General features: G+C 43.5%; 19 protein-coding genes. 4 read left to right on the plus strand and 15 right to left on the minus strand.

Translation table 11 applies throughout. The features are described 5' to 3' along the window. The first annotated feature begins 6 nt into the window (after positions 1-6). Positions 7-609: an XTP/dITP diphosphatase gene (locus GQR89_RS15935; RefSeq protein WP_158770951.1), complete on the plus strand. Its 603-nt coding sequence runs from the start codon at positions 7-9 to the stop codon at positions 607-609. Further along, positions 605-1804, plus strand: coding sequence for a radical SAM family heme chaperone HemW (hemW, locus tag GQR89_RS15940; RefSeq protein ID WP_370461081.1), 1200 nt, complete (start codon positions 605-607; stop codon positions 1802-1804). Before GQR89_RS15935 ends, hemW begins: the two co-directional genes overlap by 5 nt. Before the next feature lie 43 nt (positions 1805-1847). Here the strand turns inward: hemW and GQR89_RS15945 are convergent, their stop codons facing one another. From GQR89_RS15945 to GQR89_RS15995, 11 genes are all read right to left on the minus strand, one after another. Continuing rightward, on the minus strand, positions 1848-2504 hold the full coding sequence (locus GQR89_RS15945) for a site-specific DNA-methyltransferase (protein ID WP_158770953.1): 657 nt from the start codon (positions 2502-2504) through the stop codon (positions 1848-1850). A 102-nt stretch (positions 2505-2606) separates the two neighbouring features. Then, positions 2607-3392 (minus strand): YggN family protein, encoded by a 786-nt coding sequence (locus tag GQR89_RS15950; protein WP_158770954.1) that lies wholly within the window; start codon positions 3390-3392, stop codon positions 2607-2609. 90 nt (positions 3393-3482) lie between these two features. After that, positions 3483-3980, minus strand: coding sequence for a DUF1566 domain-containing protein (locus GQR89_RS15955; protein WP_158770955.1), 498 nt, complete (start codon positions 3978-3980; stop codon positions 3483-3485). A 1-nt stretch (position 3981) separates the two neighbouring features. Further along, the gene (locus GQR89_RS15960; RefSeq protein WP_158770956.1) at positions 3982-5691 is read right to left on the minus strand and encodes a DUF1566 domain-containing protein; all 1710 of its coding nucleotides are present in this window, start codon (positions 5689-5691) and stop codon (positions 3982-3984) included. A 142-nt stretch (positions 5692-5833) separates the two neighbouring features. Next, positions 5834-6538 (minus strand): LrgB family protein, encoded by a 705-nt coding sequence (locus GQR89_RS15965; protein ID WP_158770957.1) that lies wholly within the window; start codon positions 6536-6538, stop codon positions 5834-5836. Positions 6539-6546: 8 nt separating this feature from the next. Further along, positions 6547-6930 (minus strand): CidA/LrgA family protein, encoded by a 384-nt coding sequence (locus GQR89_RS15970; protein WP_158770958.1) that lies wholly within the window; start codon positions 6928-6930, stop codon positions 6547-6549. Positions 6931-7021: 91 nt separating this feature from the next. Continuing rightward, complete coding sequence (gene prsR, locus GQR89_RS15975) at positions 7022-8380, minus strand: PEP-CTERM-box response regulator transcription factor (RefSeq protein WP_158770959.1); 1359 nt, start codon at positions 8378-8380, stop codon at positions 7022-7024. A gap of 25 nt (positions 8381-8405) precedes the next feature. Then, positions 8406-10424, minus strand: coding sequence for an XrtA/PEP-CTERM system histidine kinase PrsK (gene prsK, locus GQR89_RS15980; protein ID WP_158770960.1), 2019 nt, complete (start codon positions 10422-10424; stop codon positions 8406-8408). A gap of 97 nt (positions 10425-10521) precedes the next feature. Continuing rightward, on the minus strand, positions 10522-11646 hold the full coding sequence (locus GQR89_RS15985; RefSeq protein WP_158770961.1) for a beta-ketoacyl-ACP synthase III: 1125 nt from the start codon (positions 11644-11646) through the stop codon (positions 10522-10524). 334 nt (positions 11647-11980) lie between these two features. Then, positions 11981-13330 (minus strand): glycerol-3-phosphate transporter, encoded by a 1350-nt coding sequence (gene glpT / locus GQR89_RS15990; protein WP_158770962.1) that lies wholly within the window; start codon positions 13328-13330, stop codon positions 11981-11983. 139 nt (positions 13331-13469) lie between these two features. Beyond that, positions 13470-14789, minus strand: a complete 1320-nt coding sequence (locus GQR89_RS15995) for a nitrate/nitrite transporter (protein ID WP_158770963.1) — start codon at positions 14787-14789, stop codon at positions 13470-13472. A gap of 269 nt (positions 14790-15058) precedes the next feature. On the opposite strand from GQR89_RS15995, the gene GQR89_RS16000 reads away from it, so the two are divergent. Next, positions 15059-17455 carry a fatty acid cis/trans isomerase gene (locus tag GQR89_RS16000; RefSeq protein ID WP_158770964.1) on the plus strand — a complete coding sequence of 799 codons (2397 nt, stop codon included), beginning with the start codon at positions 15059-15061 and terminating at the stop codon, positions 17453-17455. Positions 17456-17528: 73 nt separating this feature from the next. Here the strand turns inward: GQR89_RS16000 and GQR89_RS16005 are convergent, their stop codons facing one another. From GQR89_RS16005 to GQR89_RS16015, 3 genes are all read right to left on the minus strand, one after another. After that, positions 17529-18332, minus strand: coding sequence for a PEP-CTERM sorting domain-containing protein (locus tag GQR89_RS16005; RefSeq protein ID WP_158770965.1), 804 nt, complete (start codon positions 18330-18332; stop codon positions 17529-17531). Between the two features lie 234 nt (positions 18333-18566). Then, positions 18567-18809, minus strand: coding sequence for a hypothetical protein (locus GQR89_RS16010; protein WP_233268994.1), 243 nt, complete (start codon positions 18807-18809; stop codon positions 18567-18569). A 99-nt stretch (positions 18810-18908) separates the two neighbouring features. After that, a complete protein-coding gene (locus GQR89_RS16015) occupies positions 18909-19799 on the minus strand; it encodes a LysR family transcriptional regulator (RefSeq protein ID WP_158770966.1) in 891 nt (296 codons plus the stop codon). A gap of 115 nt (positions 19800-19914) precedes the next feature. On the opposite strand from GQR89_RS16015, the gene GQR89_RS16020 reads away from it, so the two are divergent. Next, positions 19915-20547: an NAD(P)-dependent oxidoreductase gene (locus GQR89_RS16020; protein WP_158772295.1), complete on the plus strand. Its 633-nt coding sequence runs from the start codon at positions 19915-19917 to the stop codon at positions 20545-20547. Positions 20548-20841: 294 nt separating this feature from the next. On the opposite strand, the gene GQR89_RS16025 is transcribed toward GQR89_RS16020, so the two are convergent. Beyond that, entirely contained in the window at positions 20842-21315 is a 474-nt protein-coding gene (locus GQR89_RS16025; RefSeq protein WP_158772296.1) for an MgtC/SapB family protein, read from the minus strand. Positions 21316-21358 lie beyond the last annotated feature (43 nt).

Genomic DNA, 21358 nt, shown 5'->3' on the forward strand with positions numbered 1-21358 from the left:
CCGCTCTTGTCGCGCAAAATAGTTTTAGCCACGGGTAACAAAGGTAAAGTCGCCGAGTTAAGTCAATTGCTTACTCCGCTAAACATTCATATCGTTCCACAAAGTGAATTTAACGTTTCTGAAGTAGCCGAAACGGGTACCACATTTGTTGAAAATGCCATAATTAAAGCGCGTCATGCGGCTAAAGAAACAGGCTTACCCGCTATTGCTGATGATTCAGGTTTAGCCGTTGACGCATTAGGCGGTGCGCCAGGCGTATACTCTGCTCGTTATGCAGGTCCAAATGCCACTGACGCAGATAACATAGATAAGTTGTTGCTCGCGCTACAAGATGTAAAAACGCCACTGCGCCAAGCCCGCTTTTTATGTGTATTGGTTTATATGCGCAGCGAAAACGATCCTACGCCTATAATCTGTCAAGGCGAATGGCACGGTGAAATAACACAACAAAGAAGCGGTGATAGCGGCTTTGGCTACGACCCAGTATTTTGGGTGGACCAGCAGCAATGTACTTCCGCACAACTTAGTCGTGAACAAAAAAATGCACTAAGTCATCGCGGCCAAGCACTTGCTCAGCTATTAACTAGGTTAAGTAAAGATCTTGATTAATACACATTCGCCACACGTAGCTATAAATAGCGCTCAAGTTAAAACCCTAAGTTTGCCACCAGTAGCGTTATACATTCATATTCCTTGGTGCGTGCAGAAATGTCCATATTGTGATTTTAATTCACATGGACAAAAACAGAGCGCGTTACCGGAATCTGAATACGTCAGTCATTTATTAGATGATTTAACCGAAGACGCCAAACTAATCGGCTCGCGCCTAGTGCACAGTATTTTTATAGGTGGGGGCACGCCAAGTCTATTTTCCCCCGATGCGATCAGCCGTTTGTTGGCAGGTGTTCGTCAACGCGTTAATTTAGCCATCGATGCCGAGATAACACTTGAAGCCAATCCCGGTACTGTAGAAAGCGAACGTTTTAACGGTTTTGCTAAAGCAGGCGTGAACAGAATATCCATAGGGGTACAAAGTTTTCAACAAGATAAACTCGAAGGATTAGGCCGTATTCACGATGAACAACAAGCGCTGAATGCCGCGGGCTATGCGCGTAATGCTAGTTTAAATAGCTTTAACTTGGATTTAATGCATGGCTTACCAGAACAAACTATTGACGACGCATTGTTTGATTTACGCCAAGGTATCGCTCAGAGTCCACCTCATTTATCTTGGTATCAATTGACCATTGAACCCAATACACAATTTCATTCTAAACCCCCAACACTGCCCGAAGACGATATATTGTGGGACATACAAGAGCAAGGTCACGAAATACTCGTTGCAGCAGGTTATGAGCAGTACGAAATATCAGGTTATAGTTTACCGGGTCAGCAATGCCAACATAACCTGAATTATTGGCGATTTGGAGACTACTTAGGCATTGGTTGCGGTTCGCATGGCAAAGTGACGTTAAAAGACTCCGGTCAAATAATACGTACGGTCAAAGTCAAGCATCCCAAGGGATACATGGATCTCACCCGCTCTTATATGCATCAACAACATGAAGTTCAGGATGATGAGTTGCCCTTTGAGTTTTTTATGAATCGTCTGCGCCTACTCGAACCTTGCCCTAAACAGGATTTTACAGAATTTACCGGTTTGGTCATGGCCGAGCAGCCTCAGTTATTAAAAAATCTGAATAGCGCAATAAGCAAAGGCTTGTTAGCAGAAACCGAAACTCATTGGCAGGTAACGCCTTTAGGAAGGCGCTATTTGAATACCTTACTTGAAATGCTGGTTTAGCGCCTATAAATGTATGTGCTAAACCGCCATTCCGTTATGGCGGTTAACAACCTAGGCGCTCAGCGGCAAAGGCATGGGCCGACGGTGATAAATCGGCTCCTTGCCACTGCCGTTTAAGATTTTTTGCCGCCACTAACGTTGCGCCAGAACCAAAAAATGGGTCTATGACTGTGTCCCCTTCCCCCGAACTTTGAACAATAAGTTTTTCAATTAGCGGCACTGGTTTTTCCGTCGGATAACCCCGCCAAACGCGTTTTTCTTGCAACACATCTGGCATACCTAAGTCCTGTAATTTACGCTTACCTTTTTCAAAAAACAGAATAAACTCATAACGCGCTCGGTAGTGATAGCCCATTCCTATGGCACATTTATCCCACACCAGTGGTTTCCAGAAAGTAAATCCAGCAGCCTCAGCAAGCGGCTTAACCACAAACATGGTTTCTTGATCACAGAATAAGTAAAAGTGACTATTGGGTTTTAACACCCGATAAATCTGCTCAACCAATTCATTAAAACGCGCATTTGGGAAAATTTCAAACCAATCATTGCTAGACGACTTGCTATGCTTTAACCGCGTGGTTGTGCCTTTGGCTCGGTGTTTCTCTAATGATTCATATGGAGGATCTGTGATAACTAAATCGATACTGGCATCGGGTAGACTTTGCAGCCATTGAACCGCATCTTGATGGAATAAACGCATTGTGGGTGATCTTATACAACTCTGGGCAAAACGGCGGCTATACTAGCAGCGGACACGCTTTAACCCCAGTATTAATCGCGCAATGATAACCGAGGATTGAAATTAATGAGAGCGAGCGCGAGATTGAGAACTGCTCACCACGTCGTATTGCGCTAACTCGGGAATATCCCGACGCAAACGATTTTCCACTCGGTCAAGACGATTAAATTCGTTGCAAAACCAGTGTGCTTTTTGCTGTAACGTCTGGCTTTTCGAGGTAATAGCCTCATCTGCGGAATTGCCGATGCTGTCAATTTTTTCAGCTAATTTAGCGATTTTTTCTTCAGTACTGGTACTTTCAGATACCAAACCACCAATCGCCGATAAAATCCCCCCAAGAGAAGTATTCATTGCTTCTTCGATTTGCTCTTCGAGTTCACGGTCGACTAAATCGTCCACGTTCTCAAGTGTGCCTGGCCCCATATAAAAATTACTACCAGCGTGAATGAATTTTTCTTTGACTCGGGATTGCACTCTAGCAAGAGACGAACGAAGCTTTTCATAGCTATCATGCTCGTCCCCCACTAATCCTAAATATACATGTTCGACTGTTTCAATGGCCAGCTCAACACCTTCACTGGCCAATAAAATCATTTTTGGTACGACGTGGTGCACACCATCTGCGAGTTCTTTGAGTTCTCTTTGCTGTTTAGGCGACAGCGCTACCCACTGCCCCTGAACAATGAGCTGATCATCATTGTTAATTTGATAAACTGTGCGGCTGTTATCAATAACTCTGATCTTATTTGCCGTCACCACTAAACCGTAGTTTAACTCGACGTCACACTTATATTCAGCCTTTACATTGGCTATATGGAAGCACAGAGAAATTAACCACAAAAAACGCATATCGAACCGCTAACTTAAAAAGACCCAGATATTCTGACCATTAACTATCGGTATTGAAAGCGCGATACGATAATCCAATTAAAATATAGGTTAATCGACTGTTCTTACCAGTCGGGTATAAACGAATAAACGTTTTTCTTTCAGCGCATTACTACTATTAAAAAATGCCACCACCCAAGCTCGACTGGCATCAGTCACGGAAGGAGTCGATGACCAGTAATCATCGGATAACGTATTGGGGAAAACAGTTTCGTTAATCGCTGGACGCACACACGCTCGCTCAGTCAGGGTGGCTAATTCTTTCAAATTAGGCACTCGCCAACCGCTTAGACCAGCAAAGGTGTAACCGTGTGCATCATCTAACGCCTGCTGCCAATTGAGTTCATCGGCCTCGCCAATACAACTGTCACTGCTGAATGTTTGCCCTAAACTGCAACGCATCCACATTAGACCACTCTCGGTATGCGTGGCCGTGCCATCAGTATCGACCACAAATTGCTCGGCGTTTGCGGTTTCACTCACACTGTCAAGGCACGTTTGTGCACTGGCATTAAGACTAAGAAGGGTCAAAATTAAAAGCTTTTTCATATTATCGTCCTGCTCTAACTAAGCGCACATTAACCGCTGTGGACTTATTCAAAAAATTATCGTTACCTGATGAAAAATCAATCGCCCATGCGTTTTGCGCTTCCTCGTTAGTACCATCAACACTTGCTTGTGACGTCCAGTACCACAATGTGCTGGTTGAGCCATCATCTGCATAAGGAAAATAATCAGTATCCAGCAATGGGCTTGTCGACTTGCCAAAATGTACCACCGACAATAGCTCGTTATGGTCGGGCAATTTCCAGTCATAAAAACCACATAGCCCTTGAGCATTCACTTCCTCAACAAACGCCTGGGTATTACAATTACTGATAGAGCAACTCGGCACATCTGGGTTTAATGGTCCACTGTATCCGCCGTTATTTTCTTCGTCATACCAACTGTAGGTATGACGCCGACCATGTAAATCACCCGTGGTGGTTTTTATTTCCCACACCAATCCCGTTACGTTGTCACGCACACAACGCCAAGGCTGACTCACATCATCCACTTCGTCACCAATATTATCCAGACGAGTAAAATCGAATCCGCCCTCACCGCGCCCAGCCTTCGTCAGCATATTATTATTGGCAATAATATCGCGGCCTCGTTGGCCGTCTTGCGCGGGGAATTCAGCCTGATGAGATGAATTTATAGCATTCGTGCTGCCTTGACGAGTGACGCCAGTATCGTTAATTAAACTGCGAGGGAAAGGCTTAACCGTGACCGAAATACTGTCGTCTACTTCGTTGTTGTTTGCATCCGTCACCTGCAACGTAAACGTTAAAACTTGAGCACTACTAACCATAGGGGCGACCGCAAAAGTCTGTAACACATTGGCATTATTAATTTGAGGTTCAAGCAAAGAATCTTTTAGCCATAAATAAGTAAGCGGTTTCGCTGACGGTATGGCGGTGTCTGCGATACCTGATAACAAGATACTCTCCCCTGAAAATACCTGATGATCGACACCTGCATCAACAGTCGGAACATTGTTACGCGCGCTTAATATGGTCACCGTAAGCTCTTGGCTATCCATCCCTCCTTCGTAATCGGTTACCGTAAGCTCAAACGTTAGGCTCGTGTCTTCGTCTAAAATAGGGGTAGTTAAAGAGATGCTGTTACCGTCTTTGCTAACACCAGAAAGTACATCAACTCCGGCAAGTTGTTGCCATTGATATGCGGCAATGGGGTCACTCGCGTCCGCTGCGTCTGTGTCGGTGCTAGTACTGCCATCTAGCGTCACGTCCATTCCCGCTGGGAATATATTATTGCTGAAGCCGTCTATAGGTTGATAAGTAATCAACGCATTGGGTTTGGTATTTAACGGTAAAACCGTAATATCTAAGGTGTCTGAGCCTACGTTTCCGTTACCGTCGGTAGCCTGTAATGTCAGCAGATAAGTCAGGCTGTCACTCGTTGTTGGCGCCACAAAAGATGCCACTCCTGAAGTGGTATCGTCATGCGTAATGTCAAGAGTAGGCGCTGCAGACCATGAATAAGTCAGTGCATCAGTGGTGCCCACTGCATCACCCTGCAGGTTTACTGTGGTTCCCTCGTTGACCGTTGAACCTGGCCCAGCATTAACAAGTACGTTTGGCGTGTTGTCAGTACTTGAATCTGAAGAGCCTGATCCGCCGCATGCAGTTAAAACCATGGTCGCGAGGAAAAGCGATAGCCAATAATGAATTGTGTAATGTGATATTTTGCGCATATGTGGTAACCAGTGTCCGTGAAATGTTGTCTTTTAATGACGAAATAATTTCACCATTTCAATAAGCTAAACGTGATTAATAAGCGAATTAAATTTATACGCTTACTCAATACATAAACTTATCTAAGCAGCATTCGTACCACTAGCTGATTATAAAGAAAATAATAGGTAGGATGATCGCGGTTAATACGCCGTTTATGCATAGTCCTAGTGAGGCAAAAGCGCCTACCGTTTGACTCATTTGAAACCCTTGGGCAGTACCAATAGCATGACCAACGGTGCCTAAAGCAATACCTTGTGCTTGTGCCGATTTTATCCCTAGTAATCGATAAATGCTGGCGGCAAATATCGCTGCGACAATTCCGGTAAAAATCACAATCACCACAGCGAGTTCGGGAATGCCGCCAATATGTTGACTGGTCTCTATCGCAAGAGGCGTGGTGATAGATTTAGTCAAAAAGCTTAACTTGATACTGGCTTCCATTGGTAAAAAATACAAAGCAAACAAGGCCAGCAGAGGCGCTAACGTGCCGCCAACTATTATGGGTAGCATAATGCCCAAACCATTTTTCTTGATACTGCTAAGTTGCGCATATACAGGAATGGCTAATGCCACTGTTGCCGGCCCAAGTAACCAACTTAACAAACCTGTGTAGAGCTGATACTCTTTTACATCAACCTCAGCATAGGACAAGAGTATGGCTAATATAGCGATGCAAAAAATTATTGGATGGAAAAGAGGTCGACTACCTAATAAGCGATATATTAGCAGCGAGCCAAGATAGACCACGAGCGTAATGAATACCCAAATAACCACAGATAGTAGTTCGCTGTTATCACTAAGCATAGGCATTCTTAGTCATCGTGATCCTCACTTTGAATATCTGCTTGCTCATTATTCTGCCAATGACGTTGCGCAATCCAAGCGGTAACCCCCAAACTGATGACGGTGCTCATAACAATTATCAATACTAACCACCACAGGTTACCGGCGAGTTTTTCGCCAAACAATAAAATTCCCATAGTTGCAGGCACAAATAGCACTAACATATGCCCAAGTGCAAACTGCGACACGCGTAATAATGCACTGGGAATTTGTTTTAACCACATCAAGCCCATTAACAATAATAACAAGCCAAGCAATGATGCCGGCAACGCAATAAACTGACTCAAAAGCAAGCCGGCAAACCAAAAGCCTACCAAAGACAAAAGCGCCAGTACGTACTTAAGCCATTGCATCTAACGCCTCAGTCATCATCCTATTGGTGTTAATAGTACTAATGGTCGTGATAGTTTTCATTACAGTCGATAACCAGCAATCATACACGAACTAAGAGCCAGTTTTAATATCCTCTAAATGATATTTATCTATAAGTGAATACAAGGTAGGACGCGTAACACCAAGCAATTCAGCAGTACGCGACATATTACGTTCAGCCACTTGAAAAGCATGTCGAATGGCTCGACTTTCGGCTTCTTCGCGTACTTCACGCAAATTCAATGTGGGCATCACACTTTGGTGCTCATTCACTTGAAGGCCTAGATCATCAGGTTGAATATAGGCAGTTTCAGTCATAATAACCGCGGATTTAAGCTTGTTTTGCAATTCGCGAATATTACCCGGCCAGCGATGCTGTAGCATCGCCTGCACAGCACTGTCACTGAAGCCTTTAACCTTGGTTTTAAAATCTTCGTTATACTGATTTAAAAAGGTTTTACCCAATAAGATCACATCGTTACCACGGTCACGTAACGGCGGGATCAGAATATTAATTTCGCCAATACGATAATATAAATCTTCTCGGAAGGTTTCTTCAGACACCATTGAAGATAAATCACGGTGAGTAGCACAAATAACCCGAATATCGACCGGTATTTCTGAGCGACCGCCCACGCGTTCAATGACTCGCTCTTGTAAAAAGCGCAACATCTTGGCTTGTAAACCAACTGGCATATCGCCTATTTCATCTAAAAACAATGTGCCGCCTTGGGCACTTTCAATCTTACCTGGGGTGGTCTTATTCGCTCCGGTAAAGGCGCCTTTTTCATAACCAAACAACTCACTTTCAAGCAAATTTTCCGGAATTGAGGCACAGTTAATAGCTACAAATGCTTTATTTTTACGTAGACTATGTTCGTGAATACTACGGGCAAATACCTCTTTACCTGTTCCACTTTCGCCTAGTAACAAAGTACTGATATCAGTTTGCGCGATACGCTCTGCTTTTTTACTAACCGCTAAAATTTGTTCACTGTTACCAATGATCCTATCCATTGAGGGCGCGACAGCCGATAAGTGACGGATCTCTTTTTCTAAGTCGTAAAGTTGGGCCGCACGACTGACAAGCAGTTGAATAGTATCTGAATCTATCGGCTTCTGATAAAAATCGTAGGCACCTAGCTCAATGGCTTTTAACGCATTGAGCTTATCATTATTGCCAGTGACCACTATCACCTTGGTATTGGGTGACAACGCCAGTATCTCCTGCAGCGCAGCGAGTCCTTCAGTGGCATTTGCCGGATCAGGCGGCAAGCCTAAATCGAGCGTAATGACCTTCGGTTCGTGACGACGTAATTGCGTAATGGCCGATGCTCTATCGTCTGCAAATACCACATCATACCCAGTAAAACTCCACTTTAGTTGCTTTTGAATGCCTAGGTCGTCATCGACGACTAAAATCTTATCCATGTAATAGTCCTTGCAACTTATTTGATTAGTCTGCTGGTATGTTCAATGTAAAGACTGTACCAACATTCTCTTCACTTTGAACATATAAAAAACCACCAATTTTTTCTAAAAATGTTTTCGCATCATATGCACCTATACCCATACCTGCATTGCCTTTGGTGGTATCAAAGGGCTTAAACAAACGTTGCTGAATAAACGTCTTACTCATTCCTGAGCCATTATCAGAAATGGTCACAACCATTTGCGTGTTTTGCGGGGCATGCTCTATTTCAACCCGCACAAAACCATCATCTGCTGTGGCCTGCTGAGCATTGCTTATTAAGTGATACATCACATTAGCGAATTTGTCTTGATCTAACACGACATCTGTTTCACTAATAACGTTCAACTCCACTTTGGGTAATTGATTGGCGCAGCGTTGTTGAATAACACTGTCGATACACTGAGATAAACGGCACAACCGCTGAGGACTGGCCAAATCCGAGTTCTTCTCTGATAGTTGGCGCAGCATTTTTTCCATGCGTGCCTTGGTATGATGCAATGTTTCAAAGGTATCATCAATAAATTCAGGGTTATCTTTATGCTGCTCAGCGTTGCATAAAATCAAATCTATTTGGGCCAGTACGTTTTTCAAATCGTGAAGGACAAAAGCCGACATACGGGTAAACGCCGCAAATTGGGCGTTTTCAGCTACCTCTTTCGCTGCTTCATGGTGAAACAAGAAATTTGCTACCTGAGCCGTAACAGCGGTTAAGTAATCTCGTAACTCCCAATTTAAACTGCGCGACGTTTCTTTGGTGTTAGTCATTAAAACTAGCCCCCAAAATGTTTCCTCACGGTAGATGGGGACCACCAACTGAAAGGTTACTTCATTCAATGCTGCGTGATTAACCTTTAACTCTTCGTACACAAAAGGCTTAGTGCGTAATTCAGCAATATCGATAATCCAGTTTTTATGCTGAAAATAATCAAAAAATTGCTGCATCACAATTAACTGCTCTTCGCATAATGGCTCTGCATCTTGATCCGCCAGATACTCCACTTTATTGTCAACACGCTTAATCAACAAACCTGACTGATAATCCATCGCTTGCAAAAACGCATTAAGCACAGTTTGATAGACGGTTTGTCCGGGGCGATTATGTGCCAACGATTGGGTTAATTTGACCCATTCATGACGGTAATCAAATTGATTGGCAAAAAAGTGCTTTGTAATAAACACTTTCACTTTAGTACGGAAACTAGCAGATAAAAAGACAGTGACCAGTAAGGCTAATGACAAGAAAAATAACGAGATTTGGATCGTGGAACTCCATTCCCCGCCCATATATTTAACTACATAGCCAATAAGCGACATTACAAACAAGTAACAGCCCGCCACAACAAGCAAAGAGCTGTGCAGCACCACTTCACGACTAACGAATATATCAACGCCCCAATGCTGCACTCGGCGAATAGCCAGCACTAAAAATGGAATAAGAGCGGTATAAATAAAGCCCCTAGCGGCGATATAAGTAAGATCGATTTGCTCAACCATAAGGGCGTTAGCAAACGTCACAAACTCAAATAAGTTTGTTGCCCCGAGGTACAAAATAAGTGGCTTGAATGCCCACCGATTATCCCCTGCTTGCCGATAAATAATTTCCAACAATATCAGTACTTGCAATGCGAGCACGGTTTGAAATAAGAACAACCAACTGTCGGCTACGTTAAAAAACAGCGGCACAATAATAGCGACTGTTGGTAAGGCTAAAATCAACCAAGTTTCCGGACGTCTTAGCACCCCAGCCAGACTGGTAAAATTGTCTTTTAAGCATGCTGCCAAGAACAGCAGCCAGAAAAATTGTTTTATATTATCGAACACAATTAATCGTTCGACCGTAATTTCATCCATGAAAAACGGTGACAACGACCACAGGCACGTAGCAGCTGTAGCGAGAATTAGTAAGTATTTTGCTAACCCCGACTTGCGGGAAGTTAACAGTAACAACAGTAACAGTGCGTAACCTAACGCACTGGCTGCATATCCCCAAACTGCTAGCATAATGGTGTTGTCCCCAACGTTGTTATTCCGTTTTTATGCTAATGACGTAAAAAGCCATCCCTTTTTCAGTAAGCAAGCGCTGTCACCAACTTAGCCGTTATTTTTTTCTAACCAGTAAGCTGCCTATCGAATAACCTGCGCCGAACGAACATAGCAACCCATAATCACCCGCTTGTAAATCTTTATGGTGCATACTAAAAGCAATAATGGACCCTGCAGACGCCGTATTGGCGTATTGATCTAATACGATTGGCGCTTCTTCTCGTGTTGGCTCGCGGCCAAGTAATTTTTTACTAATAAGGTTATTCATATTGATATTGGCCTGATGCAACCACCAGCGTTTGACATCAGCAGTGGTTAGCTTATGACGCGTCAAATGCTCACTGATATGCTCAACAGCCATGGGACACACTTCTTTAAATACTTTACGCCCCTCTTGATGGAAAAGTTTATCGGCTCCATAAGGATCAACATCGTTCGCTCGGCTTACATAACCGAAGTTAGAACGAATATTGTTCGAAAACTGTGTCACGGCTTTAGTGCTGACAATTTCAAATATGTGGTCTGATGTAGCAGTATCTGCATTTTCGACCACCATAGCAGTCGCAACGTCGCCAAAAATGAAATGGCTGTCACGGTCACAGTAATTTACCTGAGGAGACGTCAATTCAGGATTGATCACCAAAACCCCTTTGGCCGTACCTGCGGTTATCATCTCATAGGCTCGGTGCAACGCGAACGTGGCCGCCGAGCATGCAACGAGCATATCAAAGCCAAACCCTTTAATACCCAGTGCGCCCTGCACTTCAATCGCTAAGGCCGGGTAAGAGCGTTGCGTGTAGGCACAAGACACGATGACCACATCGATATCATCAGCGGTTTTGTTAGCTGCTTTTAGCGCCAATTTAGCCGCATTAATCGCCATTTCAGCTTGATCGGATAACACATCATCTGAACGCTCAGGAATCATTGGACGCATACGATTAATATCTAAAATGCCGTCTTTAATATAGCAATAACGACTGCGAATACCCGATGCTTTTTGGATGAATTCAGCACTTGATAAAGGTTTCGCTGTCAACGAGCCAGCTTCAATTTCGCCGGCATGTTGTTCATTAAATTGCATTGCATAGGCATTGTACGCATCTACTAACTCTTCATTTGAGATGCTGTGTGGAGGATTCCATAATCCCGAACCACTGATCACTACAGAATTTGTCATGTTTATTTTTCCGCTTGAAATATCCCCTTAGCTTATCGCTTTGCAACGGAAATGTCATGAATGTTCAAGCGTTTGACCGTTCTGCATCACGCTTTGTTAGTGTTGGACAGTAAAAATCTCAGCCTTTGCCTCGCTGCATCTAAGCTCGCGCGGACGCGATCCAGTGAAAGAGCAACATGGAAAAATCTGTAACAAATCGCAAAGAAAGCCTGACTTGGCTGCGAATCGTACAAAGTGGCGGGTAAAAAAAGACGCGCTAGATAGTTCAACGCTATCTCAGCACGTCTTTTTTAACGGGTTACTTTAAGGAATTGTTATTCAATACCTCTATATACTAATGCTCTCGCTGATGGCTCTCATGGGCAACTTCATGCTTTAACGTTAAGGCAATAAGCAATATCGCACCTATACACCCGCCAACCAGCAATACGAAGCCACCGTCCCAACCGAAATTATCTACCGTGTAACCAAGGGCAATGTTTGCCACGACAGCCCCGCCTAGGTAACCAAACAAACCGGTTAAGCCTGCTGCGGTACCTGCTGCTTTTTTAGGTACAAGTTCGAGCGCAAATAAGCCAATTAACATAACGGGACCGTATATTAAAAAGCCAATAGCCATCAAGGCGGCAATATCTATTCCTGGATTACCCGCAGGGTTTAACCAGTAGATGATGACAGCTACGAGCACCAGTATCATGTACAAAATGGCTGCTGGTGCACGGCGCCCCTTAAACCATTTATCACTTATCCAGCCACATAGAAGCGTGCCCGGTATGCCTGCCCACTCGTATAGAAAATAAGCCCAAGAGCTCTTATCGAATGAGAAATCTTTGACTTCGTACAAATAAGTTGGCGCCCAATCAAGTACCCCATAACGAATTAAATACACAAACGCATTTGCCACAGCTATAAACCACAACAGTTTGTTATTCAGTACAAACTGCATGAAGATTTGCTTAGCCGTAAACTCTTCTTCATGGGCTTTAGAATATTGCGCAGGGTAATCATTGCGGTATTCTTCAATTGGAGGTAAACCACAGGATTGAGGAGTATCTTTCATAATAAAATAAACGAGCACCGCGATTAACGATGCCGCGGCAGCTGGAATATAAAAAGCACTGTGCCAATCGTTAAACCACGCCATACCTAAAATGAAAAGCGGGCCTATTAAGCCCCCTCCTACGTTATGAGCAATATTCCAGAAAGAGACCGTTCGTCCCCTTTCATTACCAGAGTACCAATGCACCATAGTTCGCCCACACGCTGGCCAACCCATACCTTGAGCCCAACCATTGATAAAGAGCAGTAAAAAGATACTGCCGACGCTTTGTGTTGCCCAATCGGAAAAACCAAAAATGAACATCACAGCAGACGAAATCAACAGACCAGTCATCAAGAAATAACGAGGGTTACTGCGGTCCGACACACTGCCCATCAGGAACTTACTTAAACCGTAAGCAATAGATACTGCGGATAAGGCGATACCGAGTTGCCCTTTGGTAAAGCCCTGCTCTTCAATTAAAAATGGCATAGCCAAAGAGAAGTTTTTACGAACTAAATAGTAGCCTGCATATCCAACAAAAATCCCAATAAATACTTGCCAGCGCAATGCTTTGTATTCTTTATCGATTTCTTCTTTGGGTAGTCGAGGCTGATGAGGAGCGGGTTTAAAAATACCGAACATATGATTACTACTACTTATAATTTTCTTAATTAAAACAGATGTTAAGCGTTAATGATATGTGGCGAATATGACAATTCATCAGGCCGCATTGAATATTCGGTTATTTCCAGCCAAAAAATTTACCGATAAATATCAATAATTAACGCTCGATTTTCAACTGTGTTTCACTAACACTAACTAATTTATTAACTTTGTTAGCCAATAATAATGCGCACAGGCAACCGATAAACATAATTGCGGCAACAAATAAAAAGTAATACCCAAAGCCGTGTTGACCCGCATCAAGCATACGCCCAGAAACAGAGGCAAAGAAAATATCAGGAGTGAAACCCAACACCGAAATAATGCCTACCGCAGTGCCGGTCGCCCCCATTCGGATCTGACTTTCATCAACCAAAGCAAAATAAATACCACGCAGCGCAAATACCGCTATAAAGGTAAACAATAGCATGGCTAACATTACTGTCACCGCAGAATTGGAACGGGTGAGCCACGCAATACTGACAAACACCACTCCTAAAAAGGCAAACAAAATATAGGTCATGCGACTGGTACGTAATCGGTCAGCGAGTATTCCCGCTGCAAGCGCCGCAACAGGACGCGTATAACTTGCGAAGGTAATAAATTGAGCCCCTTCAACTTGCGACCAATTAAATGCCTGCACAACGAAAAGGCTATAATTATCCAGCGCCTTATAGCCGCAATATGCACAAACCACCACACCACCTTGTAGCCATACCATTGGGTTTACCAACGTTATGCGCAGCGTATTCCAGACCGATTGATGTGAAGCAATTTGGGAAGCTTGATTATGGCTATCATCTATCTCTGGACGCTCAGCACTGACAAAGAGCCAAGTTAATACAGCCGCAACGACCGTTAAACAGGTGTAGTAAATAATGAGAGAGCTCATGGCCTTAAAGGCGTCGTGACTGTTGTTAAAGTCTCCTTGTGGATTAAACGCGCCTTGGCTGAGCAACAGGATCCCCACACTGGCAAACAAACTTGCTGCTAGCCCTCGCCCTCCATCTAACAAACCAAAAGCAAAACCTTGGCGACTAGGCGCAGCCGATAAACGTGTGGCTTTGATCATAGCAGCCCAAAAAACCAAGACAGTGGTTGCCCCCCAATAACCAAATAACAGCGTCAGTCCGAAATGACTTGGCCCGCTTAGTAAATACCCTCCCCCGGCTGCGGTTGCTAATAACGAGCAACTCATTAGGCGATTAGGTGCATATCTATCGGCAATCAAGCCACCGGGAAAATAAGACAACATGGCAACAACGCCGTAAGCCGCAAATATGTCACCTAGCTGAGTATTAGTAAGTTCAAACGCTTGCAAAAAAGTCGGCCGAAAAAAACGCGCCAGGTGAAACGGTAATGCGAAAATGAGTTCGCCCGCCAGGATAATAATCAAGATATGACCGAACACTGACGTCACATTACTTTCACGGCTCATAAGCAACCAAAATATTTATTGAGTGGCAATAGGGTTAATGCTTTTAGCTATACTGTCAAGCTGCGTGACAAGTACAAAGAAAAGCGGCCCATAGCTGGTCAACGTATCACTGAGAGTTAACAAAGTTTGAGTCAATGGGGCTCACAAGGTAAACTGCGCGGCAAATTTGTGACGCCCACCTATTAATTTGTTTTTTCAGCTAACTCTAGCGCTGTGCGCTACTGTTAACGAACAAATACTTGTTGTTCCTCTGCCATTACTGGACCTCTATGCAAAATACTCACACCAGATGGATAAAGATATTCATCGGCGTCATTCTGATATGTTCAGGCTGCGCAACCATAGCTAACCTAGACTTGAATAAGCTTTACGGTAATGAAGACCCCAGTAATCGAGCATCTGCGACCATTGCGCAATCAACACTAGAAAGTCCTGCCACGGTATTTTATGAAAACCAGGTGGCCCCGATCATCGAAGGACGCTGCGTTGTATGCCACGCTTGTTACGACTCACCTTGCCAGTTGAAAATGACCTCCCCAGAAGGAATCGATCGCGGTGCAAACAAAGAAAAGGTTTATCACGGGTCACGTATTTTGGCGGCCACCCCGAATCGCTTGTTTATGGATGCACTAGATTCACAGGAATGGCGCAAGCGCGGCTTTTACCCGGTGTTAAACGAGCGAGCGCAAACACCTAGAGCGAACACCCAAGCGTCCGTATTGGCTGAAATGCTAACCCTAAAACAACAGCATCCCCTACCGGATGACAAGCTATTAGATGAGCGTTTTGATGTCAGTATCGATCGCAGCCAACAGTGCCCAACTATTCAAGAGTTTAACGGTTATGCCAAAAGCCAACCGTATGGGGGTATGCCCTATGCGCTTCCTGAACTTACCGACAATGAGCACAATGTATTAATGAGCTGGTTAGAAAGTGGTGCGTTTATGCCAGCCCGCGCGCCAATCCCTGACGATCTACAGCAAGCAGTCAACAAATTGGAGACCTTTCTAAATGGTGATAGCTTAAAAATGCAACTTAGCGGTCGCTACATTTACGAACATCTATTTAGTACCCACTTGTATTTTAGTGAGCTAAGCAAATCAGATGTGCAACCACAGTTTTTCAATGTAGTGCGTTCCAGAACCTCTTCAGGACTACCGATAGATGTTATTGCCAGTCGGCGTCCGTTCGATTCCCCTGGTGTTGAGCGTGTTTACTACCGCTTGCAACCCGTGATGTCGACAATCGTGAATAAAGCCCACCAACCTTATGCGATCCACAAACAGCTCACCGACAAGTGGCAAAAATGGTTTGTCGACGCGGATTATGGAGTCACCGCTTTACCTAGCTATCAGCCGAGCATAGGCGCTAATCCTTTGACTGCTTTTGCTCAATTGCCTGTGAATGCTCGTTACCGGTTTATGCTTGAACGCGCACAAAATACCATCATGGGTTATATAAAAGGCCCTGTATGTCGTGGCCAAGTAGCACTGAACGTCATCAACGACCGTTTCTGGGTATATTTTATAAAACCTGAAGTGGCTGCATCAGATAAAATAAGCGCATTCTATGCGTCACAGCGGGATAATCTGCGTCTCCCTGCAGAACAAGAAAGTAGCGCATTAGCAGTGAAGTGGATTGAGTATGCATCCAGACAAGGCGACTACATGCGCGCCCGAAATGACTTTATGAATACAGCGATGGAAGATGGGCAGCACTTTACCCCTGACGACATTTGGGCTGGCGATGATGAAAACGACAACGCCACCCTGACAGTATTTCGCCATTTCGATAACGCCACAGTAATAAAAGGGCTAGTGGGCAAACCGCCTAAAACAGCTTGGGTTATCGACTACGCCTTACTTGAACGTATACATTACCTACTTGTCGCTGGTTTCGACGTATACGGTAATTACGGACATCAATTGATGACGCGCTTGTATATGGATTTTCTACGCATGGAAGGCGAATCAAACTTTCTGGCCTTTTTACCGCCAAAAAGTCGGCGCGCAGAATTAGCGTCATGGTATCAAAAAGCTAGCCCTGAACTGACTGAATTTGTCGAAGGCAAAATTAATCCATTTGATCAACCAAGTGGCATTAAATTCAAAACCAAACAGCATAAAAAAGAACTTTACGCCATTTTTGCCGAACGCGTAAAAGACGTGCAACCAAGTCGTTATAGGTTAAAAGACAGCGAACTGGGCAGAAACAGCAAAGCGCTGTTAGGGCAATTAGCTGACATTAAAGGCCGTAGTGCTTCTATTCTACCTGAGCTAAGTATGATCATGGTTGAGCCACAAGTCGGCCACCAAGCTGAAATATTCACATTGGTGCGTAATAGTGCCCATTATAACGTGAATAGCTTGTTTTCTGAGGACGCCAACCGCGATTACAAAAATGATGATGTAACGTTAGTGCATGGGTTGCTTGGCAGTTATCCAGATGTATTTTGGCGAGTCAAAGAGGCCGATTTAGCGAGATTAGTGGCTAACGCTCAGCAGATTAAAAATGAACAGGATTACGAAGCCTTTTTAGATTCCTTTGCCGTGCGTCGCACAACAAAAGACTTTTGGGAGTTTAGCGACAAACTTAATCAAATTTTTATGCAGCACGACCCTATTGAAGCAGGCTTGTTAGATTATAATCGATTAGAAAATCGCTAAGAGTATTATCATAATGGTATTTACGGTTGAGCCCTCTCAGCCGCAAATACCAGCGAATTTCAGATTTAAATACTTAAGATAATTGCTTCTTACGACGACGCAAGCTAACAAAACCTAAAGCAATGATTCCACTAAATAACGACACCAGTGTTGATGGTGTCGGCACGGGTACATTTCCAACAACAATATCAATTGAGCTAGTTGCTACAGCTCCACCGTTTGCATCAAATACGGTTAAATTATAGGTAAAAATACCTTCTGCCGCCGCGTCAAGTAAGCCTGAATAGCCGAAGCCTCGGTTCTGAGAATTCTGGGCCACGCTATAATTGCCAAAAATAGACGCATAGTTAATATCGTCTACTATTCCATCACCATTTCCGGTCGCGTTATCACCTAACTCGTTATCGGTTTTTAAGGTAATTATATCGAAACCGACAAATTCAGTGCCAGCAGTGGGATCTAAATCAAATTCAAATAAATAGAAATAATCATCGAGTGTATTACCCAATGCATCAGTATCGACGTTGACCGCATACTCAAAATTAAACACCGAGCGATTTGCCGGAATTGAGCTTAGCGTAGGATCAAAAGTATAAGTACGATCCCCATCATAATTGAAGGTATTTTCTGGGCTAGCCGCTGCGTTAAAACGTAACTTGCCTCTTAAGGCAACTTCAACGCCATTAACGGTTTCGCCGGTCCAAGCACCATTTGCATTACCATCGCCAAAAATGACTTCTGGTGTGATATTACCAGTGCCGTTTATCGGTGACGCGTAAGCATTGAAAGATAGACCCAATACCGCCGTTAAACTGAGTATCTTAACCATATGTTTAGCTAATTTTGAGCTTGTTTTTGCTATATTTTTTTTATGCATGTGACATTCCTCTTAATGAAAATCACAGCCTGTACAGCAAGAACAACACCACAATTAAAAGTGCTTTTTATTCAACACCTTAAATATTTCGAAAAAATCACAAGCAGTAAATTGTAAATAAATTTGACATTTAATTAACATTTATCACTACTTATACACTTAAAAATAGTGATTTAGATCTACCAATAAAAATCCACCCTTATACTAAGGTCTACTATTGGCTTTGTTTGTATATTACGGTTTTTCCAATGCAGCTTGGCGTTCTCGCTCATAATCTTCAAAACGTTTGGCTTCGATCTCTTTGCATTGAGTAAACTGCACATCTGACAAAGCGCTGCGTTCGCATTCGCTTTTTTGGTAAGACTGCCCAGCCTTATATAATTGTTTATTGGTACAAGCAGAAACAGACAATAACAATGGGATAAAAATGGTCGCTCGCGCGAAGACTCTAAATATTTGCGGCATAATAGGTGACATAAGAGACCTTATTTTCGTTGATTTAGCGGTAGTTTGCATTTCCCTAGAGTGTTTCCATGCAAAAATCTATACTCAGTTACTTATCAAGTTTTTTATTCATCACGCTCTTTTCACATCATCTTGCCAACGCAGCGCCAAGAAATCAATAAAGGCGCGCACCACATTTTGTTGATGATCACGAGACAAATATACTGCCCATAAATTACTACCCGGTGTTGAGTATTCAGGTAACACTTGGCATAACTCTTTGTTACGCAAATAACCGTTAGCCAAATCACACGGTAAATTAGCAATGCCCAAACCACGTAAAGCGGCCTTCAAGATAACGCCCATTTCATTGGCTTGTATATTTCCACTTACCGATATTTTTTCGTCACTGGTAGCAGACATTACTCGCCACTGGCTATTACTGTTATGCACCAAGCAATTATGGCTCAGCAAATCACTAGGCTGTGTTAGTTCAAAATGTTGATGAATATAGTCGGGAGATGCACACAACACACTGTCAATACGCAGTAATCGCCGGGCAATCAGCTGTTGATGTGGTACATCTACGTACCGTAATGCTATATCAACGCGTTCATCGACCAACTCACTCAAACTATCTGATAGCAGCATTTGGATCTGTGTTTGCGGATGCATTGCTACAAACTGCTCTATCGCATCCAACAACATATTCTGCCCTAAGCCAATCGGTGTAGCGACGCGAATAGTGCCAACCAATTCATGATTATGACTATGTGCACGGCTTTCAAGATCAGACACCGAACTGATTATTTGCTTGGCAAATACCAACGTTTCTTCACCTTGTAGGGTCAAACTTACTTTTCGGGTAGTCCGATGGAAAAGACGTAAATTCAGCCACTGTTCAACGTCTTGCACATGGCGTGTTACCTGCAAGCGACTCAAGCCAATCGTATCCGCAGCTTTGGTAAAGCTGCTACATCGTGCAACCTCGATAAAACTCTTAAGTGACGTAATCTTATCCATTAGCACCTTATATTGAAACAATCTTGATTATAAATGTGTATTTATCATCAATATATAGACAAGTAAACTAGCTTCACTGAATTAACACAACACAATAATCATTCGGAGTATTATGATGAAAATTGCAATATTAGGCGCAACAGGTTGGATCGGCAGCGCTATTACAGCGCAAGCAAAGGCGCGTGGACACGATGTTATCGCTATAGTTCGTGACCCAGCCAAAATAAACGAAGAAGGCGTAGTTTCGCGCGCATTTGATTTAACAAGCGATGACGACTTTGCACAAGCAGCTCAAGGCGCTGATGTGGTGATTGCTTCTATCGGGGGGCGCGCAGCGGGTAACCACGACTTAGTGGCTAAAACCGCAGCACGCTTACTTAATTCGTTGGCAAACAGCCAACAACGTCTAATTTGGGTTGGTGGTGCCGGTAGTTTAGAAGTTGCACCAGGCGTATTACTGGTTTCCTCACCCGAATTTCCATCTGAATTTAAGGATGAAGCCCTGGCCCAAGGTGAAGCACTTGATATATTTCGCGTCAATGAAAAAGCCACTCAATGGACTTTTGTTAGCCCAGCAGCGCAGCTTTACCCTGGTGAAAGTGAAGGAACGTTCCGCATCGGTGGTGACGCATTTTTTACTAACAGCAACGGTGAAAGTAAAATATCAGTGTCTGACTATGCCAAAGCATTGGTTGATGAGGCTGAGAACGCAGCGCACATTAACCAGCGTATAAGTGTTGCCTACTAAGCATGTCTTAAGACTCTAAAATATATAGCATTTTATAAAATCACAGCTCAATATTTTCGTATGTTGAGCTATTTTTGCGTTAACAAAAAACGTTTTTGTTATTCTAGCTCCGCTATATTGCGGGATTTTGTCTTTTAAAAGACGCTGAGTCGCAGTGTAATGCAGGGGTATAGTAGCCTAAGATATGGCAATAGATAGATTTACCAGCCTCATTACCTTGCAAAGCGATTAACATCTTGTTGTTTAAATTACCTTTAGCAACCAAACCATAGGCGATGCGGAGTCGATCTATGGTCAGTCATCTAACTCTTCGGACTTTTTAGGTTTAATTTGCTTGGCAAATTGAAAGATACAGAAGTTAAGGATCGATAAAATAATAGCAATTTCATAATTTTGATAGGCCACGGCTATGCCAATTGCGCCTGTATTCCAGATCCCAGCGGCAGTCGCGGTCCCACTTGCCCCGTCATTCTGTTTAAATATGGCACCGCCGCCGATAAAGCCTATACCGGTGATAATACCGTACATCACCCTTGCTTCCGCTTCGCCATCACCTTTCGAATAAGCGTTCATCGCAATTAACATAAACGCACAAGACGCCATCGCCACTAATGGAAAAGTTCTAAGCCCCGCACCATTTGAGCAACTCTCGCGATTGAGTCCAATCGGCAAGGCAAATAAAAAAGCTAAGCCAAGTTGAAACAAATGGTACACCACCATCTGAAAATCTATTTCGAATCGTATCAAATGCTCTGGTATTAAATCAATCATGCGCTTCGCCCTTGCTCAAGACTTTTAAGATTGCTATCAG

The sequence above is a fragment of the Paraglaciecola sp. L1A13 genome (assembly GCF_009796745.1).
Lineage (GTDB): Bacteria > Pseudomonadota > Gammaproteobacteria > Enterobacterales > Alteromonadaceae > Paraglaciecola.